Origin of the sequence: Brevundimonas sp., from assembly GCF_004210735.1 — a bacterium.
In the GTDB taxonomy this organism is placed as follows: domain Bacteria; phylum Pseudomonadota; class Alphaproteobacteria; order Caulobacterales; family Caulobacteraceae; genus Brevundimonas.
In genome coordinates this window covers 1-22755 of the sequence record NZ_SDZL01000026.1, presented here as the reverse complement: position 1 = coordinate 22755, position 22755 = coordinate 1, and the positions used below count along the sequence as shown (strand labels likewise).

The window sequence follows — 22755 nt, the reverse complement described above, 5'->3', positions numbered from 1 at the left end:
GCGCAACAAAAAAACACCCCGGGAAAGGCCTGTCATGGGCAAGACGCTGTTCGATTCTCCTTCCTTTGCGAACCATGAGGGCGTGCACGCCTTTCATGATGAAAAGACTGGTCTGAAGGCTATCGTCGCCGTGCACTCGACTGCGCGCGGCCCGGCCGTGGGCGGCACCCGCATGTGGAACTACGCCTCGGCCGAAGAGGCGCTGGAGGACGTGCTGCGCCTGTCGAAGGGCATGAGCTACAAGAACGCCATCGCCGATCTGGAGATGGGCGGCGGCAAGTCGGTCATCATCGGCGACAGCCGCACGCAAAAGACCCCTGAACTGTTCCGCGCCTTTGGCCGCTTCGTCGATCAGCTGGGCGGGACCTATTACGCCGCCGAGGACGTGGGCGTGTCGGTCGCCGACATCGCCGAGGCCCGCAAGGTCACGACCCGGGTTCTGGGTCTGAGTGACGGGCCTGAAGCGTCGGGCGATCCGTCGCCGGTCACCGCCGAGGGCGTGTTCCGCTCGACCCTGACCGTGGCGCGCCGCCTGTGGAAACAGGATGACCTGACCGGCCTGACCATCGCCATGCAGGGCGTCGGCCATGTCGGCGGCTATCTGGCCGACAAGCTGCACAAGGCCGGCGCCAGGCTGGTCATGACCGACGTCAACACCGCCGTCCTGGCCGAGGTCGCTGCTCGCACCAACGCCGAGATCGTGGCGCCGGACGCCATCTATGACGTCAAGGCCGACATCTATGCGCCCTGCGCCCTGGGCGCGACGCTGAACCCGCAGACGCTGGAGCGGCTGACGGTCAAGGCGGTGGTCGGCGCCGCCAACAACCAGCTGGCCACGCCCGACATCGGCCAGATCCTGTTCGAACGCGGCGTGCTGTATGCGCCCGACTATGTCGTCAACGGCGGCGGGATCATCAACGTGGCCTCGGAAATGAACGCCCGTCAGACCGGCGGCGCCTATGACCCGGCCTGGGTCGAGGGCAAGCTGTCGCGCCTGATGGAGACGCTGGAGGAGATCCTGGAGCGGTCGGAAAGCGAGAAGCGCCCGACGCACGAGATCGCCGACGCCATCGCCGAAGCTCGCATCGCGGCGGCGGCGGCGAAGAAGGCGGAGCTGCTGAAGGCGGCGTAACGTCATTCCTTCTCCCCTTGCGGGAGAAGGTGGGCGCTGCAGGCGCAGATGAGGGGTGTGAGCGTCGCGATCGAAAGGTCGCGGCGCTTTTTCTTGTCCGCAGGCTAAGGGATGGCGCGCCGCCACCCCTCATCCGTCTTGCTCCGCAAGCCACCTTCTCCCGCAAGGGGAGAAGGGATCGTTAGGGCTTCTTAACGCGTCGTTTACCACGCAGGCGGCACTTTCTGCCTAGCGGGCGGCTGTTGCTTCGCGTGTGTGTTTGGGGCGGGACGCGTGGGCGGCTTCACGGCGGCGTTGCAAAGATTTGGGATCGGCCGTCTGGCGGCGGTTCTGGGCGTGGCCGCGGGCGTCGCGGCCGTGCTGGTCGCCGTCATGCTGCGCATCGGCCAGGCGCCGGACGCGCTGCTGTATTCCAACCTGGACCTGCGCGAAGCCGGTGAGATCACCGCCGCCCTGGACCAGTCGGGCATCAAATACTCCACCAAGGGCGACGGCTCGACGATCATGGTCGATCGCGATCAGGTCGGGACCGCGCGCCTGATGCTGGCGGGCAAGGGTCTCGTGACCTCGGGCTCGGTCGGCTACGAGATCTTCGACAACCAGTCGGTGCTGGGACAGACCGAGTTCCAGCAGAACCTGAACGAACAGCGCGCCCTGCAAGGCGAGCTGTCGCGCACCATCATGTCGATGCGCGGCATCACTGCCGCCCGCGTCCACATCACCATGCCGCGCCGCGAGATGTTCCAGTCGGCGGCGGTCGATCCCACGGCGGCCGTGGTCGTCGGTCTGGGCGGTCGGGATCTGACGAACGATCAGGTCCGGGCCATCCGCAACGTCGTCGCGTCGTCCGTGCCAAACCTGAAACCGGATCGCGTCACCGTCGCCGACGAGACCAACCGCACCCTGGCCGCCGGTTCGGAAGACCAGGGCTTCACCTCGGCGTCCGCTGAACAGGCCAAGGGCAACGCCGAGGCGCAGTTGCAGTCGCGGATCAAGGATCTGGTCGAGGGCGTCGTCGGCGCCGGCGCCGCGCGCGTCCAGGTGACGGCAGACATCGATCACAGCCGCTCGACCACCCAGGAGCAGAAGTTCGATCCGGATGGCCAGGTGGTGCGCTCGACCTCGTCCAACGGCTCGACCTCGCAGGACACGACCGGCGCGTCGGATGGCGGGGCGACGGCGGCGAACAATATCCCGGGCGGCGAGGCGCCGGCCACGACGCCGCTGGGCTCGACCAACTCGCAGAACAACGAGACGACCAACTACGAAATCTCGAACACCACCACGACGACGGTCAAGGAGCCGGGCGAGGTCCGCAAGCTGTCGGTCGCGGTCGCCGTGGATGGCAAATGGACCCCGGCCGCCGACGGCAAGGGCGAGCCGACCTATGCTCCGCGCACCGCTGAAGAGATCGAACAGATCAAGCGCCTGGTCAGCTCGGCCGTAGGCATCAGCGCCGATCGTGGAGATCAGATCGAGGTCATCAACGTCCGCTTCAACCGCGACGCCGCGCCGATCGGCGGCACAGAGGGCGGCGATCCGCTGTTCAACTTCAACAAGAACGACATCATGCGCGGCGTGGAGCTGCTGGTGCTGATGGTGACGGGCCTGTTGCTGATCTTCTTCGTCCTGCGGCCGCTGCTGAAGACGGCCGGCGGTTCGGGCGGTTTGCCGATGCTGGCCGGCGCGGGCGGCGTGCCGGTGACGGCGCTGGAGACCTCGCCCGTCGGCGCCGTGGCGGCCCTGCCGGGGCAGATGGCCCTGCTGCCGGACGGCTCGGCCATGGACCAGCGCATCGACCTGGCCCGCATCGAGGGGCAGGTGAAGGCCTCGTCGATCAAGAAGGTCGCCGAGTTCGTGGACAAGCACCCGGAAGAGTCGTCCGCGATCCTGCGTAACTGGGTGCAGGAAGGCTGATGGCCGCGCGCATGGTCAACAAGAAGCCGACCGTCGACGACGTCAGAAAGCTGTCGGGGCCCGAGAAGGCCGCCGTCGTGCTGCTGACGCTGGGCGAAGAGCACACCAAGCTGTGGCAGTCGATGGACGACGACGAGATCAAGGAAATCTCGCAGGCCATGGCCGGACTGGGCACCGTCAGCGCCCAGGTCGTCGAGGAACTGCTGGTCGAGTTCGTCTCGGGGATGAGCGGTTCAGGCACGGTCATGGGCAGCCTGGAACAGACCCAGAAGCTGCTGGCCTCGTTCATGCCGGGCGAACGCGTCGACGCCCTGATGGAGGAAATCCGCGGGCCCGCCGGTCGGACCATGTGGGACAAGCTGGGCAATGTGAACGAAGCCGTTCTGGCCAACTATCTGAAGAACGAATACCCGCAGACGGTGGCGGTGGTGCTGTCGCGTATCCGTTCGGACCACGCGGCGCGTGTGCTGACGTCGCTGCCTGAGGATTTTGCGCTGGAGTGCGTGCAGCGGATGCTGCGGATGGAGCCGGTGCAGCGCGACATCCTGGACAAGATCGAACAGACGCTGCGCACCGAATTCATGTCGAACCTGGCCCGCACGTCCAAGCGCGACAGCCATGAGCTGATGGCCGAGATCTTCAACAGCTTCGACCGCCAGACCGAGGCCCGCTTCATCGGCGCGCTGGAAGAGCGCAACCGCGAGGCGGCCGAACGTATCCGCGCCCTGATGTTCGTGTTCGAGGACCTGAACAAGCTGGACCCCGGCGGCATCCAGACCCTGCTGCGCGCAGTCGAGAAGGACTCGCTGGCGCTGGCGCTGAAGGGGTCGTCCGAGGCCCTGCGCGAGATGTTCTTCTCCAACATGTCCGAGCGCGCGTCCAAGATCATGCGCGAGGACATGGAGGGCATGGGGCCGGTGCGTCTGAAGGATGTCGACACGGCCCAGATGGCCATGGTGCAGGTCGCCAAGGATCTGGCCGCCAAGGGCGAGATCGTTCTGGCCGGCCAGGGCGGCGACGACGAGTTGATTTACTGACATGACCCAGCCCGCCACCCGCCCCTACGCCTTTGACACCGAGTTCGACAACGACGGCGCCGTGGTGCGTCCGTCCGCCTTCCGCCCGACCAAGCGGTCCTATCTGCCCGCCGAAGTCGAGGTGATGGTCGCCCAGGCCCGGCTGGAGGCGCGCGAAGCCGCCCTGGCCGAGGTCGAGAGCATCCAGGCCATGGCCGTGGCCGCGATCGGTCAGGCGCTGGCCGCCTCGGCCCCGGCGTTGGCGCAGATTGTCCAGAGCCATCGCGAGCAGTCGGCCGAGCTGGCCCTGGCCGCCGGGCGCAGCCTGGCGTCGGCGGCGCTGGACCGGTTCCCGCAGGGGCCGATCCAGTCGGCGCTGGAAGCGCTGGCGCAGGAAATCGACGCCTCGCCCCGACTGACCATCCATGTCGCCGGCCTGACCGAAGAAAGCCGCAGCCGGATCGAGCGCCTGTGCGCGGATGCCGGTTTTTCCGGCGTCGTCGCCTTCCGCGAGGCGCCGGCCATGCCGGTCGCCGCCTTCCAGCTGGAATGGGCCGATGGCCGGGCGGACTTCGACCCGGTCGGCGCCGCCAACCGCATCACCGAGGCCGTCGCCTCGGCCCTGGCTGCTGAAGCCGGGCATGCTGAACCCCTGCCGCACGGGAGCGCCTACTGATGGCCGCTGACGATCTGTCGCTTGAAGAGTTTCCGGACTCCACCGCCTTGGCCACCATCGACGAGGGCGGGGACAAGACCGCCTCGGACCTGGCTCCTGTGTTCGAGGTACCGGTCAACATCTCGGCCGTGCTGGGCAAGTCGCACATGTCGGTCGCCCAGCTGCTGAAGCTGAACCGGGGATCGGTGCTGGAGCTGGACCGCAAGGTCGGCGAGGCCATCGATATCTTCGTCAACAACCGTCTTATCGCGCGCGGCGAGGTCGTGGTGGTCGAGGACCGGCTGGGCGTGACCATGACGGAAATCATCAAGACCGAGGACTCGGGCGCCTGATCGGCGACCGGTTTTCGAAACAGGATTAGAGGAGAAGAAAGATGCGGCTCCTGGTGGTCGGACGGGTCAGCGGACAGCTGGCGACGGCGGTGAAGATGGCCATGGCGCACGGCGCCAAGGTGCATCATGTCGAGCGCGCGGATCAGGCGACGGAGCAACTGCGCCGGGGTCAGGGCGCGGACCTGCTGATGGTCGACTATCGCATCGACATCGCCGCCCTGATCGCCGCCAACGAGGTCGAGCGGATCTTCGTGCCGGTCGTCGCCTGCGGCGTCGATGCGGGCGCGTCGGAAGCGGCGGCGGCGATCAAGGCCGGAGCCAAGGAGTTCATCCCCCTGCCGCCCGAGGCGGACCTGATCGCGGCGGTGCTGTCGGCGGTGGCCGATGACGACCGGCCGCTGATCTCGGCCGATCCGTCGATGACGGCGGTGCTGGGCCTGGCCGACCAGGTGGCGCGCTCGGAAGCGTCCATCCTGATCACCGGCGAAAGCGGCGTGGGTAAGGAAGTCATGGCGCGCTATCTGCACCAGGGCTCGCGCCGGGCGGACAAGCCGTTCATCAGCGTCAACTGCGCGGCCATTCCGGACAACCTGCTGGAATCCGAACTGTTCGGCCACGAGAAGGGCGCCTTCACCGGCGCCGTGGCGCGCCGCATCGGCAAGTTCGAGGAGGCCGACGGCGGCACCCTGCTGCTGGATGAAATCAGCGAGATGGACGCCCGCCTGCAGGCCAAGCTGCTGCGCGCCATCCAGGAGCGGGTCATCGACCGCGTCGGCGGGACCAAGCCGGTCAAGGTCGACATCCGCATCATCGCCACCTCAAACCGGGATCTGGCCCGCGCGGTCAGCGAAGGCACGTTCCGAGAGGATCTGTTGTATCGCCTGAACGTCGTGAACCTGCGCCTGCCGTCGCTGCGCGAACGGCCGGGCGACATCGCCGTGCTGGCCGATCACTTCGTCAAGAAATACGCCGCTGCGAACGGCGTGCCGGTTCGGGCGATCGGCGTCGATGCGCGTCGCGCGCTGGTGGCGCATCGCTGGCCCGGCAACGTGCGTGAGCTGGAGAACGCCATGCACCGCGCGGTGCTGCTGGCGACCGGCCCGGAAATCGACGTCGAGGCGATCCGCCTGCCGGACGGCCAGCCGTTGAGCGGCGGCGCAGCAGCCCCTGCCGGCTATTCGGATGCGGGTCTGGCCGGACGGGCGGCGCAGGTCGCGGACGCGGTCACGCGCAGCTTCGTCGGTCAGACCGTGGCCCAGATGGAGAAGACACTGATCCTGGACACGCTGAACCATTGCCTGGGCAACCGCACCCATGCGGCGAACATCCTGGGCATCTCGATCCGCACCCTGCGCAACAAGCTGAACGAATACGCCGACGAGGGGACGAGCATCCCCGCGCCTCAGTCGGGCGTGGCCGGCGCCAGCGGCTACGCCGTCGCCTGACGATGACGATGCGCGCCGATCGCAGAACGGTCCTGACCGGTCTCGGCGCGCTGGGGCTGGGGACGACACTGTCCGCTTGCAGCGCGCCGGAACAGCCCGAGCCGCCGCGACCGGCGCTGGATCTGTCGGCGCTCGAAGCCCGTCACGGCGGCCGGCTGGGCGTCTCGGCGCTGGACATCGCCTTCAACCGCAGCGTCAGCTGGCGCGGACAGGAACGGTTCGCCTATTGCTCGACCTTCAAGCTGTTCCTGGCGGCCGCCGCGCTGGAACGCGTCGAGCGCGGCGAGGAACGGCTGGATCGGTCCATCCGCATCACCCGCGCCGACATGATCAGCCACGCCCCGGTGACCGGCCCCGCCGTGGGCCGCGGCCTGACGGTTCAGGCGCTGTGCCAGGCCATGGTCGAGGTCAGCGACAATCCCGCCGCCAACATCATGATCCGCGAGATGGGCGGACTGAACGCCTGGCGCGACTGGCTGAGAACACTGGGTGACACCTCGACCACGGTGAACCGGTGGGAACCCGACCTGAACAGCGCCATGGCCGACGATCCGCGCGATACCTGCCTGCCGGACCAGACGGTCGGCAATCTTCGCGAGGTGCTGTTGGACGAGCGGCTGACGGCCGGGCATCGCCGCCTGCTGGAAGACTGGATGCTGGCGTCGCCCACGGGGCCGAACCGGATCAAGGCGGCGGCGCCGACGGGCTGGACCGTCGCCCACAAGACAGGCACCGGCGCGAACGGCGCGACCAACGACATCGGACTGCTGCGCCCGCCGTCGGGCCAGCCGGTTCTGGTCGCCGCCTATTTCACCGAAGCGCCCGACGCCACGACGGCGCAACGCGAGGCCGTGCTGGCCCAGGGCGTGCGCGAGGCGCTGCGGGCGCTGGGCCATGGCTGAGCGGACGCGAATCCTGTCATCAGGGGCCATGAGCACCGGATGCCCCCGCCATGGCTGACGTCCACCTGATGAAGGACGGGATGGCCCGCCCCACGGGCCGTGACGTCATGGGCTGGATGGGGCGCGGCGAAGTGCTGCTGGCGCTGGGCGTCATCGGCATCGTCATGCTGCTGATCGTGCCGGTCCCGCAGATGCTGCTGGACTTCCTGCTGGCCATATCGATCACCAGCAGCGTGCTGATCCTGATGACGGCGCTGCTGATGAAGCGGCCGCTGGATTTCGCCATCTTCCCGACGGTCCTGCTGGTGGCGACGCTGTATCGCCTGGGCCTGAATCTGGCGTCGACGCGACTGATCCTGAGCCACGGCCACGAGGGGCACGACGCCGCCGGTCAGGTGATCCAGGCGTTCGGCAACCTGATGATGGGCGGCAATTTCGTCATCGGCATCATCATCTTCGCCATCCTGCTGGTGGTGAATTTCGTGGTCATCACCAAGGGTTCGACCCGCATCGCCGAAGTGTCGGCCCGCTTCACCCTGGATTCCATGCCGGGCAAGCAGATGGCCATCGACGCCGACCTGTCGTCCGGCCTGATCGACGAGGACGCGGCCAAGCTGCGCCGCAAGGAGTTGGAGCAGGAATCCACCTTCTTCGGCGCCATGGACGGCGCCTCGAAATTCGTGCGCGGCGACGCCGTTGCGGGCCTGATCATCACCTTCATCAACGTCATCGGCGGCATTCTGATCGGGGTGCTGCAGCACCAGATGCCGGCGGGCGAGGCGGCCAACACCTATGTGCTGCTGACCGTCGGCGACGGGCTGGTGACGCAGGTGCCGGCGCTGATCGTGTCGATCGCCGCGGGCTTCCTGGTGTCGAAGGCCGGGGTCGAGGGTTCGGCGGACAAGGCGCTGGTCAAGCAGCTGGCGACCAATCCGGTCAGCCTGGGCGTGGTGTCGGCCATGTCCGGCGTCATCGGCCTGATCCCCGGCATGCCGCTGATCCCGTTCGCGGCCCTGTCGCTGGGCGCCGGCTTCATGGCGTGGAAGCTGGGTCGGGAGAAGCTGAGGCCCGCCGTGACTGACGTGGACCTGTCGGCGGCCAGCGGTCCGCGTGAGGAGATCGAGGAGCCCATCGGCACGGCGCTGAACATCGATGAGGTCAAAATCGAGCTGGGCTATAGCCTGCTGTCGCTGATCAATGACCTTGAGGGGCGGCGCCTGACCGATCAGGTCAAGGCGCTGCGCCGTTCGCTGGCGCAGGAGTACGGCTTCGTCATGCCGGCGGTGCGTATCCTGGATAACATGCGCCTGCCGACCCAGGGCTATTCGCTGCGCATCAAGGAGATGGAGGCCGGGCAAGGCGAGGTCCGGCTGGGCTGCCTGATGGCGATGGACCCGGCGGGGCGTCAGGTCGAACTGGCGGGCGAACACACCAAGGAGCCGGCGTTCGGCCTGCCGGCGACCTGGATCGATGAGGCGCTGCGGGAAGAGGCGACATTCCGCGGCTATACGATCGTGGATCCCTCGACCGTCCTGACGACGCACCTGACCGAGGTGCTGAAGGAGAACATGGCCGACCTGCTGTCCTATGCCGAGGTCCAGAAGCTGCTGAAGGAACTGGACGGTGAGGAGAAGAAACTGGTCGACGAACTGATCCCCTCGGTGGTGACGGTCACGACCTTGCAGCGCGTGCTGCAGTCGCTGTTGCGCGAGAAGGTGTCGATCCGCGACCTGGCGGCCATTCTGGAAGGCCTGGCCGAGGCCGCGCCGCACACGACCAGCGTGACCTATCTGGTCGAGCACGTCCGGTCGCGACTGGGGCGGCAGCTGTGCTGGCAGCATCGCGGTGACGACGGGGCGCTGCCCATCGTCACCCTCTCGCCGGAATGGGAACAGGCGTTTTCTGACGCACTGGTCGGCCAGGGCGAGGAGAAGCAACTGGCCATGGCGCCGTCACGGCTCCAGGACTTTATCCGGGCGGTCCGCGACGTGTTCGAGCGCGCGGCCATGGCGGGTGAAACGGCGGTGCTGCTAACCGGCCCGCAGGTGCGGCCCTATGTCCGTTCTATCATCGAGCGGTTCCGGGGGCAGACTGTGGTGATGAGCCAGAACGAGGTCCACCCTCGCGCACGCCTGCGGACCATCGGGCAGGTTTAGGGGCGCTGCCCAAAGCCAAGGCTGGACACAGACGTTTGCGTCGCTAATGGTTTGCGCGCATGGCATTGGCGATTAAGGACAATCTGGCGGCGCTGGCCCGCTTTATGCGGACGCCGACGCTGGCGCGTTCGGTGGTGGGCCTATTGTCCGGCGCCATTGTCCTGCTGCTGATCGTCAATCTGCTGACCTTCCTGATGATCCGCGAGACCGCGCGCTTCAATCGCCGGGTCGAGCAGGGGCAGGCTGTGCGGCTGGTCGGGCAGGATCTGCTGACGCGCCTGGTGGATGCCGAGACGGGCCAGCGCGGTTTCCTGCTGACGGGACGGGCCGACTATCTGGATGTCCACGATGAGGCGATCGTGGAATTGCCGGGGTTGTTCGCGCGGCTGGAAGAACTCACGAAAGATGACCCGGACCTGAGCGGGCGGGTAGAGCATGTCGGAGCCCTGTCGCGCGAGCGTCTGAGCGTGATGGAGCGGACCATCGATCTGGCCCGGATGGGGCGGATCGGTGAAGCTGTGCAACTGGCGCGCAGCGGTCAGGGCAAGGCCCTGATGGATGACATGCGCGCGGAAATCGCCGCCATCGACGAGATCGAGGCGACGCGCCAGACCTTCCGCACCCGGCGAACCGAATGGGCCGGGACCATGACGGTGGTGGCCAACAGCGTGGGCGGCCTGCTGATCCTGATGCTGGCGGTGGTCAGCCTGTGGCTGGTCCGGAACTATGTCCGCGAGATCGAGCGGGCGCGTACGGCGCTGGACCAGGCCAACGCCTCGCTGGAAGACAAGGTGCGGGCCCGTACGGGCGAACTGACCCGCGCCAACGAAGAGATTCAGCGTTTCGCCTATATCGTCAGCCATGATCTGCGGTCGCCGCTGGTCAATGTGATGGGTTACACCGCCGAACTCGAGCAGGCGGGCAAGCTTCTGGATCGGCAACTGACTGTGTTCGAGGATAAGGCGCCCGAACTGATTGATGCCGAGGCGACCTATGCCGTGCGCGAGGAGATTCCCGAGGCTATCGGATTCATCCGCGCCTCGACCGCCAAGATGGACCGGCTGATCAACGCCATCCTGAAACTGTCGCGCGAAGGCCGGCGTCACCTGACACCAGAGTCGATGGACATGACCCGTCTGGCCCAGGGCATCGCCGACAGCGTGCAGCACCAGGTGGTCGAGACCGGCGGTCAGATCGTCGTGCATGACCTGCCCGAACTGGACAGCGACCGCCTGTCGGTCGAACAGATTTTCGGCAACCTGATCGACAACGCGGTGAAGTATCTGGAAGTGGGCCGCCCGGGTCTGATCGAGATCGACGGTGAGGAGATCGCCGGGGGCTGGATCGTCTATCGCGTGACCGACAACGGACGCGGTGTGCCGGCCAAGGATCATGAGCGGATCTTTGAGCTGTTCCGCCGCTCGGGCAAGCAGGACCGGCCCGGCGAAGGCCTGGGGCTGGCCTTTGTCCGCAACAGCGTACGCCGCCTCGGCGGCTCCATCGATGTGGAATCCGAGCCTGGAAAGGGCTCGACTTTCCACGTTAAATTCCCCAAACGCCTCATCCTTGCCGAGGCTGGAGACCTAGTATGAGCGCACCGGTGAAAATCGTCATGGTCGAGGACGACCATGGCCACGCCAAGCTGATCGAGAAGAATATCCGGCGGGCGAACATCGCCAACGAGATCGCCCACTTTGCGGACGGCGGTTCGGCGCTGGATTATCTGTTCAGCAGCGAGGTGCGGGCCAATGGGCCGCTGCTGATCCTGCTGGACCTGAACCTGCCGGACATGTCGGGCACCGACATCCTGGCGCAGGTGAAGGCCGACGAGCGTTTGCGCCGCGCGCCGGTCGTCGTGCTGACGACCACGGACGACAAGGTCGAGATCCAGCGCTGCTACGACCTGGGCTGTAACGTCTACATCACCAAGCCGGTCGATTATGAAGCCTTTGCGGGCGCGATCCGTCAGCTGGGCCTCTTCCTGTCGGTCATGCAGGCGCCGGAGATCGAGTGAGCGAGACCGGCGTCATCAAACTCCTGTACATCGACGATGACCGCGGCCTGTCGCGGCTGGTCGAGAAGGAACTGAGCCGTCACGGCTATGTCGTGACGTGCGCGCCCGATGGCGACGCCGGGGTCGAGGCGTTGAAGGCCGGGACGTTCGATATCTGTGCGCTGGATCACTACATGCCCGGTCGTGACGGGCTGGAAGTGTTGCCCGACATCCTTGCGCTGAATGCGCCGCCGCCGGTGGTCTATGTCACGGGGGCCCAGGAAGGCCGGATCGCGGTCGCCGCCCTGCGCGCCGGCGCCGCCGACTATGTCATCAAGGACGTGTCCGAAGACTTCACCGCCCTGCTGCGATCCGCGCTGGAGGACGCCTTGCTGAGGCGGCGTCTGGAACGTGAGAACCAGCGGGTCGAGGAAGAGGTCCGCCTGGCTCGGGATCGCGCCGAGGCCATGCTGCGCGAGGTCAATCACCGGGTCGGTAATTCGCTGCAACTGGTGTCGTCCTTCATGTCGTTGCAACTGCGCCAGCTGGCGGACGAGGGCGCGCGCGCGGCGCTGCGCGAGGCCCAGGCGCGGATCGAGGCGGTCGCCCATGTGCACCGGCGTCTCTACACCTCGGGCGACATGGCCACGGTGGCGATGGATGAGTATTTGCGCGGCCTGGTGGACGAACTGGGCAAATCGCTGACCAACGGCGAGATGGCGCCCCGGTTGACGCTAAAGGCGGAGCCTCTGTCGGTATCGACGGATCAGGCCGTGTCGCTGGGCGTGGTGGTGACCGAACTGGTGACCAACGCCATCAAATACGCCTATGCCCCCGGCAGCGGCGGCGAGATCCGTGTCCTGCTGGAAGCCGATCACGAGAACAAGCGCGCCATACTGACGGTCGAGGACGACGGTCCCGGCCTGGGCGACGGCGCACCCAAGGGCACGGGCCTGGGCAGCAAGATCATTTCGGCGATGGCGGGCGGTCTGCGATCGGCGCTGGAGTTTGACCCTGCCCATACGGGTGTCCGCGCCCGACTGGCGTTCGACCTGTAGGCCGATGAACGCGCCAGTGAAGCTGCAATTCGGGACCGCCCGACCAGGGCTGGACTATCGTCATCGCGCGGCGGTGTTCGGGCTGGTCGAGTCGGATGGCCTGCTGGCCTGCGTCCGGGTTGAACGCGAAGGCGGCGGCTATTTCGATCTGCCCGGCGGGGCGGTCGATGGTATCGAAACCGAGGCCGAGGCGCTGGTGCGGGAGTTCCTTGAGGAGACGGGGCTGCAGATCGCCCCCGACGACCGGATCGCCGAGGCGGGGCAGTTCTTCCAGAAGAGCGACGGGACCCCGGTCAATAACGTCGGCGGTTTCTGGACCGCGCGGCGGATCGGCTTCGACGCTGAGGCGAAATGCGAAGCCGATCACACCCTGGTCTGGTTGGCGCCGCATGTGGCCATCGCCCGGTTGCGCCACGACGCCCATGCCTGGGCGGTCGGGGCCTGGATGCGGCGATAACGGAACCGGCTATGCAGGCTGGTGGTTAGTTCTGTTGAAGCCCGGTCGTCGTGAGCGGGCCCGACAGGAGTATCAGATGGCTGATCATGACCGCATCGAAGGCGCCGCGACCAACATGGGCGGCAAGATCAAGGAAGCGGCCGGCAAGGTCACCGGCGACGAGAAGCTGAAGGCCGAGGGCCAGGCCGATCAGGTCAAGGGCAAGGTCCAGAATGCCGTCGGCGGCGTGAAGGACGCGCTGCGGGATAATCGCCACTAAGACCCGCCTATCCGTTTTGAAGACGCCGCCCGCGCACGGGGGCGGCGTTTTTCTATGTAGACTTCAAGTCGCGGGCCTCAAGTCGCGGGCGTAGCGCTTCCAGTTCTGGACATAGTGGGCGGCCGAGGCCCGCAGGGCCTCGATCTGGCCGGGTTCCAGTTCGCGCACCACCTTGCCCGGCTGGCCCATGACCAGGGAGTTATCGGGGATGACCTTGCCCTCGGTGATCAGGGCGTTGGCGCCGATCAGGCAGTTTTTTCCGATTTTCGCCCGGCCCAGCACCACAGCGCCGATGCCGATCAGGCTGTTGTCGCCGATCTCGCAGCCATGAAGCATGGCCATGTGACCCACGGTGACGCCGCGTCCGATGGTCAGGGGTTCGCCCGCATCGGTGTGCAGGACGCTGCCGTCCTGGATATTACTGTCGGGGCCGATGGTGATGGGGTCGTTGTCGCCGCGCAGCACGGCGCCGAACCAGATACTGGCGCCGGGATGCAGAATCACGTCTCCTAGAACGGTCGCATTCGGTGCGATCCAGTATTCACCCTCGGGAGGAAGCTGGGGTTGCTTGTCGCCGAGCGCTAAAACATTCATCAGAACACCGCCTTATCTAAGCAAAATGAACGCTTTAAGCGTTCGTAAACTACGATAGCATCAAATCGTTGATGTGATTCGAGGTCTGATTCAGGCCCGGGTCCGAAGCCGGATCAAGCCCGGTCCGGTCAGATGCTGGGTGACGCGCGTGTCGTGTTGGGGTCCAGGTCGGTTGTGTCGGATACGGGTTTCGTCCCGTGGTGACGACCCTTCGCCGGATCGTGGACGCGCCGCAAGCCCGGCCCTCTTCCTCCCCAACCTCGTGCGAGGCGAGTCCCTGACGGGCTCGCCTTTTTTCATGCCCTGGAGGCGTCGATGACCAAACGTGCCGCTCTCAAGCGTCAGAACCGCGAAGGCGTTCTGGACTCGCGACAGTTCAGCGAGGACGCCAAGGTAAGACGGTTGCCCAATCAGGCGGGCTGGTCGCCCTATCCATCCAATGACGACCGCGAGCAGGGCTATCTCAAGACGCTGAAGCCGAAGTCCGAGGGACAGGCCGAGCTGATGACGGCCATCGATCATTCCAATCTGGTGGTGGCGCTGGGGCCGGCGGGCACGGGCAAGACCTATCTGGCGGTGGCCAAGGCGGTCGAGGCGCTGGAAGCGGGCAGCGTGGGCCGGATCGTGCTGAGCCGTCCGGCGGTCGAGGCAGGGGAATCGATCGGATTCCTGCCCGGCGACATGGAGGACAAGCTGGCCCCCTATCTGCGGCCGCTCTACGACGCCTTGTCGGATCGCCTCAGCATGAAGCGGGTCAAGGCGTTGATGGCGGAGGGCCTGATCGAGATCGCGCCCATCGGTTATATGCGGGGCCGCACCCTGAACAACGCCTTCATCGTCGTCGACGAGGCCCAGAACTGCACCTATGTGCAGCTGAAGATGTTGCTGACCCGGCTGGGCTGGCATTCGACGATGGTGGTGACGGGCGACCCGCATCAGTCAGACCTTCTGCCGGGGGTGTCGGGCCTGTCTGACATCGCCGCGCGGCTGGAGGCGGTGCCGGACATCGCGGTGGTGCGGCTGGCCGAGCAGGACATCGTGCGTCACCCGCTGGTGGCCAGCATGATCGGCGTGCTTTAGGCGGCTGTCGCTTCTGACACGAGGGAGGGGCGCCGGATGACCGACGCCCCTCTTTTCTTGTCCAGACTTAGATCAGCGCCGTGACGGGCACAGGCTCCTTGAGCGGCGGTTTCGGCTTGGCGCCCATGCGGTCGATCAGGGCGAAGACGAACGGGTTCAGCGAGATCGACAGCAGGGCCGCGGCCAGGATCAGGTCGTGGGTTTCCTGACGCATCCCGCCCAGCTGGACGCTGAGCGCGGCCAGGATGAAGGAGAATTCGCCGATCTGGGCCAGCGAGGCGGCGACGGTCAGGCTGGTCGCCTTGTCCAGTTTGAACAGGGTCGTGATGGCCAAGGCCGCCACCGACTTGCCGATGATGACGATGCCCAGGACGCCGATCACGGCCAGCGGCTCGCGCATCAGGATCATCGGATCGAACAGCATGCCGACCGAGACGAAGAACAGCACGGCGAAGGCGTCGCGCAACGGCAGGGACCGCTCAGCCGCATTGTGGCCCAGCGGCGAACTGTTCAGCACCAGACCGGCCAGGAAGGCGCCCAGGGCGAACGAATGGAACAGGGCGTAGGCGACCCAGGCGATGCCCAGGGCGATGGCCAGAACGCCCAAGGTGAACAGTTCGCGCGACTTGGTATGGGCGATCCGCACCAGCACCCACGGCAGGACCTTGGCGCCGACCACCAGCATGATGGCGGTAAAGCCGGCGACCTTGAACAGGGTCCAGCCGATCGATGAGGCCAACTCGGCCCCGTTCAGGTCATGGCCCGGCTGGATGACCAGCAGCGGCAGAATGACCAGGGCGATGACGATCACCAGATCCTCGACGATCAGCCAGCCCATGGCGATGCGACCAACCTGACCCTTGACCTGTTTGCGTTCTTCAAGCGCGCGCAGCAGAACCACGGTGGAAGCGACGGACAGGGCGAAACCCATCAGGGTCGCTTCAAGATCCGACATGCCCATCAGGCGGCCCAGGCCCCAGCCCAGAACGGTCGCGGCCGTGATCTGCACCAGGGCGCCGGGGATGGCGATTTTCCGGACCTTCATCAGGTCGGCGAGCGAGAAATGTAGTCCGACGCCGAACATCAGCAGGATCACGCCGACCTCGGCCAGTTGCGGCGCCAGTTCGGTGTCGGCGACGAAACCTGCCGTGTGAGGGCCCACGACGACCCCCGCCACCAGATACCCCACCAGCGGCGACAGCTTCAGGCGGTTGGCGATCATGCCAAACACGAAGGCCAAGACGAAGCCCCCGACCAGGGTGAGAATCAGGCTGTCGGCGTGCGGCATCGGCGCTCCTGTGCGGCGGGCGGAGAATCCTTGGGGATGATGAGCCGCCAAAATGGGGGTCGAGGCCCCATACGGCAAGGCTTTTCCGTGGTTTTTCCGGGATGCGGCGCCGCATGGAGCGGACGATGCCGGCGCGCCGAGTCGCCCCTACCCGGCTTCGGCCTGACGACCCCAGCCACCCTCCCCGGGGCGGGGAGGGAGAGGGCTGCAGACCCCAGTCGGAAAAAAGAGTGTCTGAATAGTCTGATTAGTCTGAAATCAGCCCAGCCGGTCGATGTCGGCCCGACTATGGCACGGCTCAAACAGGCGCCAGGTTGGGGCGGTCGATAAGCGGTCAAATAGTTGAAATGGCGTGCTTTTTTCTGCGTCCTGTGCGGGGTCAGGCCCGGACGGCGCGGGTGTCGGTGACGCCCATGGCGGACAGGGCCGAGGCGGCGATGTGTTCGGCGTCCAGACCGGCCTGGGCGTACATGACCTCGGGCTTATCGTGGTCCTGGAAGATGTCGGGCAGGCACAGGGTGCGGATCTTGAGTCCCGAATCCAGCGCGCCCTTCTCGGCCAGCAATTGCAGGACGAAGGCGCCGAAGCCGCCCATGGCGCCTTCTTCCACCGTGATCAGGGCCTCGTGCTCGCGCGCCAGGCGCAGGATAAGGTCGGCGTCCAGCGGCTTGGCGAAGCGGGCGTCGGCCACGGTGGCCGACACGCCGCGCGCGGCCAGCAGGTCGGCGGCGCGCAGGCTTTCCTGCAAGCGGGTGCCCAGCGACAGGATGGCGACGGAGGTTCCCTCGCGCACGATGCGGCCCTTGCCGATCTCCAGCGGGGCGGCCAACTCGGGGATTTCGACGCCCACGCCGTCGCCGCGCGGATAGCGGAAGGCGCTGGGGCGGTCGTCGATGGCCAGCGAGGTCGAGATCATGGCGGCCAGGTCCGCCTCGTCCGCAGCGGCCATCAACACCATGCCGGGCAGGGCGCCCATGAACCCGATGTCGAAGCTGCCGGCATGGGTCGCGCCGTCGGCGCCGACCAGACCGGCGCGGTCCATGGCGAAGCGCACGGGCAGGGACTGGATCGCCACATCGTGGACGACCTGATCGTAACCACGTTGCAGGAAGGTCGAATAGATGGCGCAGACCGGCTTCATCCCGTCGGCGGCCAGACCGGCGGCGAAGGTGACGGCGTGCTGCTCGGCGATGCCGACGTCATAGGTGCGGTCGGGGAAGGCCTGACCGAACAGGTCCAGCCCGGTGCCCGACGGCATGGCGGCGGTGATGGCGACGATCGAGGGGTCGGTCCGCGCGTGCTTGATCAGCTCGGTCCCGAACACCTTGGTGTAGCTGGGGGCGTTGGAGACGGCCTTGGCCTGCTTGCCCGAGACGACGTCGAACTTGACCACGCCATGGTATTTGTCGGCGCTGTCCTCGGCCGGGGCGTAGCCCTTGCCCTTTTGGGTGACGACATGGACCAGGACGGGGCGGTCCTTGATGGCGGCGGCGTTGCGCAGCACCGGGACCAGGGCCTCCATGTCATGGCCGTCGATCGGGCCGATGTAGTAGAAGCCCAGCTCCTCGAAGAAGGTGCCGCCGGTGACCATGCCGCGGGCGTATTCCTCGGCCTTTTTCGCGGCGTCGCGGAACGGGCGGGGCAGGTGCTGGGCGACAGATTTGCCCAGGCGGCGGACGTTCTGATAGGCGCCGCCCGACACCAGCTTGGCCAGATAGGCGCTCATGCCGCCGACGGGCGGGGCGATCGACATGTCGTTGTCGTTCAGGATGACCATCATCTGGCCGTTGGTCGCCTCGGCGGCGTTGTTCATCGCCTCATAGGCCATGCCCGCCGACATGGAGCCGTCGCCGATGACGGCCACGACGCGGTTGTCCGCGCCCTTCTGATCCCGCGCGACGGCATAGCCCAGGGCGGCCGAGATGGAGGTCGAGGCGTGGGCGGCGCCGAAGGGGTCGTATTCGCTCTCGGTCCGCTTGGTGAAACCGGACAGGCCGCCGCCCTGGCGCAGGGTGCGGATGCGGTCGCGGCGGCCGGTCAGGATCTTGTGCGGATAGCACTGATGGCCGACGTCCCAGATCAGGATGTCTTTCGGTGTTTCGAAGACGTGGTGCAGGGCCACGGTCAGCTCGACCACGCCCAGGGCCGAACCCAGATGGCCACCGGTGACGGACACCGCATCAATGGTCTCGGCCCGAACCTCCTGCGCCAGCTGTTTCAGCCGGGCGACGTCGAAGGCGCGCGTGTCGGCGGGAAACTTGACCGTGTCGAGGAGGGGCGTGTCGGGCATCGAGGCGGAAGCCTTGTCGGAATATGTCTTGGTAAGCCGCCGGACGAACCGGCGTTCCTTCTAGGACCTGCGCCTTAGCACAAAGTCCACGCTGGCCTTGAGGATTTCAGCGTCGTGGCCGAACGGATCCAGGTGGGCGCGGGCCTGATCGGCGAGGTGCGCGACCCTGTGCCGCGCCGCGTCGACGCCCAGCAGGGTGACGAAATTGGTTTTTCCGCGCGCCGCATCCTTGCCGCCCGCCGCCTTGCCCAGTTCGCCGGCGTCGCCCTCGACGTCCAGCAGGTCGTCGACGATCTGATAGGCCAGTCCGATGTCGTGGGCGAAGCTGATCAGGGCGTTGCCCTGAGCTTCGTCCGCGTCGGCGATGATCAGCGGAATCTCGAAAGCGTAGGTGAACAGGGCGCCGGTCTTGAGCCGCTGCATGCGGGCGACGCCGCCCAGATCGTCGCGGACGCCCAGCAGGTCGATCATCTGGCCGCCGGCCATGCCGCGCGCGCCCGAGGCGTAGGACAGGCGCCGGGCCAGCTCGCAACGGACGGCCGCGTCCTCGTGCGTGTCCTCGTCCAGCAGGATGTCGAAGGCGGCGGTTTGCAGCGCGTCGCCGGCCAGAACGGCGGTCGCCTCGTCATAGGCGCGGTGCAGGGTCGGGCGGCCCCGGCGCACGTCGTCGTCATCCATGCAGGGCAGGTCGTCGTGGACCAGCGAATAGGCGTGGACGCATTCCAGCGCGCAGGCGGCGCGCAGCACCGCGCGCTCGTCGATGTCGAACAGGCGCGCGGCCTCGATGGCGAAGAAGGGGCGTAGCCGCTTGCCCGGGCCCAGTGCGGCGTAGCGCATAGCCTCGGTCAGGCGGGCCTCTGGACCGTCCGCGCGGGGCAGCAGCTCGTCCAGCGCCACGGTGACCAGATCGGCGATCTCGGCGATGCGGTCGATCACCGCCTGTTCGGGCGAGTTGGCGGCGTGGAGCGGGGCGGGAGGGACGGTCAGCCGGGCCTCCGTCAACCGAACTCGGCCGGTTCGGCGCCGCGCGGGGCGCCGTCGGGGCTGACGACAATCTTTTCGACGCGAAGCTGGGCGGCCTTTAGCCGGGATTCGCAGTGGCCCTTGAGCCGGGCGCCCTCCTCGTACAGGGCGATGGATTCCTCGAGCGGGGCCTGGCCGGATTCCAGCCGCTGGACGATGGTCTCCAGGCGCGACAGGGCGTCTTCGAAGCTGAGATCGGCGGGGATGGGCGCGGCGGCGTCGGTCATGGCGCGGAACCCTAGAGAGGCGGGGCGTTCGCTTCAACGGCGAATGGTTGCGAAACCCCAACCTTGTGGGGGTCAGCGCTTCTCGTAGCGGCGCTGGGACCAGTATTTGAAGCCCTGGTTATGGACCAGCCGCCAGCCGTGGCTCTTCAGCTGGGCGCCGACCATGTGGTTGAAATAGCCGTGGGCGAGGACCAGCACGTCCTGACCGGACTCGGCGCGCTCGATCAGGACGCGGGCGGCCTGACCGGCGCGGACCTCGGCCTGGGCGCGGGTTTCCTGCTGGTGGTGACGGTCCGACAGGTGCCACCAGGCGCGCGACACCACGCCCCACCAGCGCGGCGACAGCTTGATCCAGTCGGGCAGGGACGGCGGCGGCAGGGGCGCCTCGATGAACAGGGCGTCGGCCATGACCTCTCGCCCGACGGCGACGGCGGCGGCGGTTTCCTGGGCCCTGGGGCGGGTCGAGGCGTAGATGGCGCCGGCGCCCTCGGCCGCGGCCAGAAGGGTGGCGGGAGGCGTCTGTCCGGCGCGCAGGCCGCCGACCTCATACTGGCCCCACCAGTCGCCGTACTGGCGGGCGGAGATCATGACCTTGCGCGACAGGGCCGGCTCGCCGTGACGGGCCAGGATGATGGCGCCGGGACGCAGCGCGACGACGGCGCGATTCGGCGCGGCCGAAGTCCCGGCGGCGTCGTCATGGGCGTGAAGGGGAAGGGATTGCGAGGTCATGGCGGGGGAATGGCGTCGGTCCGGAGAGCAAGGAGGCTCGCGCGCGGCCTAACGTCCCTGGGTCCTCCCGATCCGACTTCGACTCAAAGGGGCGTTCGACCCCGGTCGCCCGGTGGTAGCCCCGCCGGGGCGTGGCCGCAACCTCGCCGTGATGACGAAGACCTGAGCGAGGCGCTTGAGCGGGCGTCGGGGCGGGGTGTATGCGCGGGCCATGACCGACGCCGTGATCCGCCCCGCCCGACCCGAGGACGCCGCCGCCCTGGGGGTGCTGGGCCGCCAGACCTTCATCGACACCTTCGTGGCCGGGTTCGGTATTCCCTATCCGGCCGGGGACCTGAGCGCGTTTCTGGACGCCGGCTTCAGCCCTGAGACCATCGCCACCAAGCTGAGCGAGCCGGGCGCCGCCTGGTGGGTGGCGGATCGCGACGGCGAACTGCTGGCCTTCTCCAACGCCGGGCCCAACACCCTGCCGCACCCGGACGGCCGGGCCAGCCACGCGGAACTGCGACGGCTGTACGTCGGCAAGCAGGCGCAGGGACTGGGTCTGGGCACTCAACTGCTGAAGATCGCGCTGGAATGGATGGAGGCCCACACGGACGGGCCGCTGTGGATCGGCGTCTGGAGCGGCAACGACAAGGCGCAGAAGCTGTACGCCGCCTATGGTTTCGAAAAGGCGGGCGAATACCAGTACCCGGTCGGCCGCTGGCTGGATGACGAGTTCATCTTGCGGCGGGGCTGATCGCGGCCCACTCTGAAGCCATGCTCCTGCCCTTCTTCACCGCCCTGCGCGAGGCCCGGGTGCCTGTGTCGCTGAAGGAATGGCTCCATCTGATGGAGGCCATGGACAAGGACGTGGCCGGACGGAAGGTCGAGGACTTCTATCACCTGTCGCGGGCGGTGCTGGTCAAGGACGAGAAGCACTACGACCGGTTCGATCAGGTGTTCGGCAAGGTGTTCCAGGGGCTGGAGACGGTCGGGGCGGGCGAGGACCTGACGACCGACATTCCCGAGGACTGGCTGCGTCTGCTGACCGAGAAATTCCTGACGGACGAGGAGAAGGCGCAGATCGAGGCGCTGGGCGGCTTTGACAAGCTGATGGAGACGCTGAAGCAGCGTCTGGAGGAGCAGAAGGGCCGGCACGAGGGCGGGAACAAGTGGGTCGGCACCGGCGGGACCAGCCCGTTCGGCCACGGCGGCTATAACCCCGAGGGCGTGCGCATCGGCGGGCCGGGACGGCAGGGCCGGGCGGTCAAGGTCTGGGAAAAGCGGGAATACCGCAATCTGGACGACACGGTCGAACTGGGCACCCGCAACATCAAGGTGGCGCTGCGCCGCCTGCGCCGTTTCGCGCGGGAAGGTGCGGCGAACGAGCTGGACATGGAGGGCACCATCGACGGCACGGCCCGTCAGGGCTGGCTGGACATCCGTATGCGGCCCGAGCGGCGCAATACGATCAAGGTGCTGCTGTTCCTGGACATCGGCGGATCGATGGACGCCCATGTGAAGCTGTGTGAGGAGCTGTTCTCGGCCGCGCGGACCGAGTTCAAGAACATGGAGTTCTTCTACTTCCACAACTGCCTGTACGAAGGGGTGTGGAAGGACAACCGGCGGCGTCATGGCGAGAAGACGCCGACCTGGGACGTGCTGAACAAATACCCCGGCGACTGGCGCGCCATCTTCGTCGGCGACGCGACGATGAGCCCGTATGAAGTGACCATGCCCGGCGGCTCGGTCGAGCACTGGAACGAAGAGGCGGGCGCCGTCTGGATGAAGCGCGCGCGCCAGCAATGGGACAAGTCGGTCTGGCTGAACCCCGTCCCGGAACGGCACTGGAGCTACACTGCCTCGGTCGGCTTGCTGCGCGAGGTGATGGACCAGCGGATGTTCCCCCTGACGCTGGAGGGGCTGGACAAGGCGATGCGGGCGCTGACGCGGTAAAATCCGTCCGTCCGATGCAAACGGAAATGCAAGGCTTTGGCGTCATTGTCCCGATTTGACGCGGCCCGGTTCTTGCTGGGACGCGCGTGAAATAACGCGGGGGAGCCCGACCGATGCGGTTGCGGATCATGAAATGGCTGCCGGCCCTGATGGGCTTCCTGGCCTTGTCGGCGGTCGCCGATGTGGCGGCGGCGCAATGCTGTGAGCCTCCGCCCCCGCCGTGCTGCCTGCCGCCGCCACATC

22 protein-coding genes are annotated in these 22755 nt (G+C 67.0%); 16 read left to right on the top strand and 6 right to left on the bottom strand.

What is annotated here, in order from left to right; translation table 11 throughout:
* Nucleotides 1-34: 34 nt before the first annotated feature.
* From EON91_RS07590 to EON91_RS07530, 13 genes are all read left to right on the top strand, one after another.
* Entirely contained in the window at nt 35-1132 is a 1098-nt protein-coding gene (locus EON91_RS07590; protein ID WP_292093065.1) for a Glu/Leu/Phe/Val dehydrogenase, read from the top strand.
* A gap of 273 nt (nt 1133-1405) precedes the next feature.
* Nucleotides 1406-3049, top strand: coding sequence for a flagellar basal-body MS-ring/collar protein FliF (gene fliF / locus EON91_RS07585; RefSeq protein WP_292093062.1), 1644 nt, complete (start codon nt 1406-1408; stop codon nt 3047-3049).
* Nucleotides 3049-4086 carry a flagellar motor switch protein FliG gene (fliG, locus tag EON91_RS07580; RefSeq protein WP_292093059.1) on the top strand — a complete coding sequence of 346 codons (1038 nt, stop codon included), beginning with the start codon at nt 3049-3051 and terminating at the stop codon, nt 4084-4086. The genes fliF and fliG overlap by 1 nt, the downstream gene beginning before the upstream one ends.
* A 1-nt stretch (nt 4087) precedes the next feature.
* Nucleotides 4088-4741 carry a flagellar assembly protein FlbE gene (locus EON91_RS07575; protein ID WP_292093057.1) on the top strand — a complete coding sequence of 218 codons (654 nt, stop codon included), beginning with the start codon at nt 4088-4090 and terminating at the stop codon, nt 4739-4741.
* A complete protein-coding gene (fliN, locus tag EON91_RS07570) occupies nt 4741-5073 on the top strand; it encodes a flagellar motor switch protein FliN (RefSeq protein ID WP_292093055.1) in 333 nt (110 codons plus the stop codon). Before EON91_RS07575 ends, fliN begins: the two co-directional genes overlap by 1 nt.
* Nucleotides 5074-5114: 41 nt before the next feature.
* Nucleotides 5115-6518, top strand: coding sequence for a sigma-54 dependent transcriptional regulator (locus EON91_RS07565; protein ID WP_292093054.1), 1404 nt, complete (start codon nt 5115-5117; stop codon nt 6516-6518).
* Between the two features lie 8 nt (nt 6519-6526).
* The gene (bla, locus tag EON91_RS07560; protein ID WP_292093052.1) at nt 6527-7420 is read left to right on the top strand and encodes a class A beta-lactamase; all 894 of its coding nucleotides are present in this window, start codon (nt 6527-6529) and stop codon (nt 7418-7420) included.
* A 68-nt stretch (nt 7421-7488) separates the two neighbouring features.
* On the top strand, nt 7489-9576 hold the full coding sequence (gene flhA, locus EON91_RS07555) for a flagellar biosynthesis protein FlhA (RefSeq protein WP_292093117.1): 2088 nt from the start codon (nt 7489-7491) through the stop codon (nt 9574-9576).
* Between the two features lie 59 nt (nt 9577-9635).
* Nucleotides 9636-11168, top strand: coding sequence for a CHASE3 domain-containing protein (locus EON91_RS07550; RefSeq protein ID WP_292093049.1), 1533 nt, complete (start codon nt 9636-9638; stop codon nt 11166-11168).
* The gene (locus tag EON91_RS07545; RefSeq protein WP_292093048.1) at nt 11165-11590 is read left to right on the top strand and encodes a response regulator; all 426 of its coding nucleotides are present in this window, start codon (nt 11165-11167) and stop codon (nt 11588-11590) included. The genes EON91_RS07550 and EON91_RS07545 overlap by 4 nt, the downstream gene beginning before the upstream one ends.
* Nucleotides 11587-12627: a histidine kinase dimerization/phosphoacceptor domain -containing protein gene (locus EON91_RS07540; protein ID WP_292093046.1), complete on the top strand. Its 1041-nt coding sequence runs from the start codon at nt 11587-11589 to the stop codon at nt 12625-12627. The genes EON91_RS07545 and EON91_RS07540 overlap by 4 nt, the downstream gene beginning before the upstream one ends.
* 16 nt (nt 12628-12643) lie before the next feature.
* Nucleotides 12644-13084 carry an NUDIX domain-containing protein gene (locus EON91_RS07535; protein ID WP_292093045.1) on the top strand — a complete coding sequence of 147 codons (441 nt, stop codon included), beginning with the start codon at nt 12644-12646 and terminating at the stop codon, nt 13082-13084.
* A gap of 76 nt (nt 13085-13160) precedes the next feature.
* Entirely contained in the window at nt 13161-13343 is a 183-nt protein-coding gene (locus EON91_RS07530) for a CsbD family protein (RefSeq protein WP_292093043.1), read from the top strand.
* Between the two features lie 63 nt (nt 13344-13406).
* Here EON91_RS07530 and EON91_RS07525 read toward each other — a convergent pair whose 3' ends face one another.
* Nucleotides 13407-13937, bottom strand: coding sequence for a gamma carbonic anhydrase family protein (locus EON91_RS07525; RefSeq protein ID WP_292093041.1), 531 nt, complete (start codon nt 13935-13937; stop codon nt 13407-13409).
* Nucleotides 13938-14240: 303 nt separating this feature from the next.
* On the opposite strand from EON91_RS07525, the gene EON91_RS07520 reads away from it, so the two are divergent.
* Nucleotides 14241-15017 carry a PhoH family protein gene (locus EON91_RS07520; protein WP_292093115.1) on the top strand — a complete coding sequence of 259 codons (777 nt, stop codon included), beginning with the start codon at nt 14241-14243 and terminating at the stop codon, nt 15015-15017.
* 67 nt (nt 15018-15084) lie between these two features.
* Here EON91_RS07520 and EON91_RS07515 read toward each other — a convergent pair whose 3' ends face one another.
* The 5 genes from EON91_RS07515 to EON91_RS07495 all read right to left on the bottom strand — a co-directional run bounded on the left by EON91_RS07515 (nt 15085) and on the right by EON91_RS07495 (nt 20574).
* Complete coding sequence (locus EON91_RS07515) at nt 15085-16305, bottom strand: cation:proton antiporter (RefSeq protein WP_292093038.1); 1221 nt, start codon at nt 16303-16305, stop codon at nt 15085-15087.
* Between the two features lie 379 nt (nt 16306-16684).
* Entirely contained in the window at nt 16685-18595 is a 1911-nt protein-coding gene (gene dxs / locus EON91_RS07510) for a 1-deoxy-D-xylulose-5-phosphate synthase (RefSeq protein ID WP_292093037.1), read from the bottom strand.
* A 60-nt stretch (nt 18596-18655) separates the two neighbouring features.
* Nucleotides 18656-19531, bottom strand: a complete 876-nt coding sequence (locus EON91_RS07505) for a polyprenyl synthetase family protein (protein ID WP_292093113.1) — start codon at nt 19529-19531, stop codon at nt 18656-18658.
* 62 nt (nt 19532-19593) lie between these two features.
* Nucleotides 19594-19845: an exodeoxyribonuclease VII small subunit gene (locus tag EON91_RS07500; RefSeq protein WP_292093035.1), complete on the bottom strand. Its 252-nt coding sequence runs from the start codon at nt 19843-19845 to the stop codon at nt 19594-19596.
* Between the two features lie 72 nt (nt 19846-19917).
* Nucleotides 19918-20574 carry a histidine phosphatase family protein gene (locus EON91_RS07495; RefSeq protein WP_292093032.1) on the bottom strand — a complete coding sequence of 219 codons (657 nt, stop codon included), beginning with the start codon at nt 20572-20574 and terminating at the stop codon, nt 19918-19920.
* A gap of 211 nt (nt 20575-20785) precedes the next feature.
* Between EON91_RS07495 and EON91_RS07490 the strand changes: the two genes are divergently transcribed.
* Complete coding sequence (locus EON91_RS07490; RefSeq protein WP_292093029.1) at nt 20786-21313, top strand: GNAT family N-acetyltransferase; 528 nt, start codon at nt 20786-20788, stop codon at nt 21311-21313.
* 20 nt (nt 21314-21333) lie between these two features.
* Nucleotides 21334-22512, top strand: coding sequence for a VWA domain-containing protein (locus EON91_RS07485; RefSeq protein WP_292093028.1), 1179 nt, complete (start codon nt 21334-21336; stop codon nt 22510-22512).
* The last annotated feature ends 243 nt before the right edge of the window (nt 22513-22755 follow it).

Coding starts and splice junctions, on each gene's coding strand:
- EON91_RS07590 (WP_292093065.1), top strand. CDS start 35: ATGGGCAAGACGCTGTTCGATTCTCCTTCCTTTGCGAACCATGAGGGC.
- fliG (WP_292093059.1), top strand. CDS start 3,049: ATGGCCGCGCGCATGGTCAACAAGAAGCCGACCGTCGACGACGTCAGA.
- EON91_RS07575 (WP_292093057.1), top strand. CDS start 4,088: ATGACCCAGCCCGCCACCCGCCCCTACGCCTTTGACACCGAGTTCGAC.
- fliN (WP_292093055.1), top strand. CDS start 4,741: ATGGCCGCTGACGATCTGTCGCTTGAAGAGTTTCCGGACTCCACCGCC.
- EON91_RS07565 (WP_292093054.1), top strand. CDS start 5,115: ATGCGGCTCCTGGTGGTCGGACGGGTCAGCGGACAGCTGGCGACGGCG.
- bla (WP_292093052.1), top strand. CDS start 6,527: ATGCGCGCCGATCGCAGAACGGTCCTGACCGGTCTCGGCGCGCTGGGG.
- flhA (WP_292093117.1), top strand. CDS start 7,489: ATGAAGGACGGGATGGCCCGCCCCACGGGCCGTGACGTCATGGGCTGG.
- EON91_RS07550 (WP_292093049.1), top strand. CDS start 9,636: ATGGCATTGGCGATTAAGGACAATCTGGCGGCGCTGGCCCGCTTTATG.
- EON91_RS07545 (WP_292093048.1), top strand. CDS start 11,165: ATGAGCGCACCGGTGAAAATCGTCATGGTCGAGGACGACCATGGCCAC.
- EON91_RS07530 (WP_292093043.1), top strand. CDS start 13,161: ATGGCTGATCATGACCGCATCGAAGGCGCCGCGACCAACATGGGCGGC.
- EON91_RS07525 (WP_292093041.1), bottom strand. CDS start 13,937: ATGAATGTTTTAGCGCTCGGCGACAAGCAACCCCAGCTTCCTCCCGAG.
- EON91_RS07515 (WP_292093038.1), bottom strand. CDS start 16,305: ATGCCGCACGCCGACAGCCTGATTCTCACCCTGGTCGGGGGCTTCGTC.
- dxs (WP_292093037.1), bottom strand. CDS start 18,595: ATGCCCGACACGCCCCTCCTCGACACGGTCAAGTTTCCCGCCGACACG.
- EON91_RS07500 (WP_292093035.1), bottom strand. CDS start 19,845: ATGACCGACGCCGCCGCGCCCATCCCCGCCGATCTCAGCTTCGAAGAC.
- EON91_RS07495 (WP_292093032.1), bottom strand. CDS start 20,574: ATGACCTCGCAATCCCTTCCCCTTCACGCCCATGACGACGCCGCCGGG.
- EON91_RS07490 (WP_292093029.1), top strand. CDS start 20,786: ATGACCGACGCCGTGATCCGCCCCGCCCGACCCGAGGACGCCGCCGCC.
- EON91_RS07485 (WP_292093028.1), top strand. CDS start 21,334: ATGCTCCTGCCCTTCTTCACCGCCCTGCGCGAGGCCCGGGTGCCTGTG.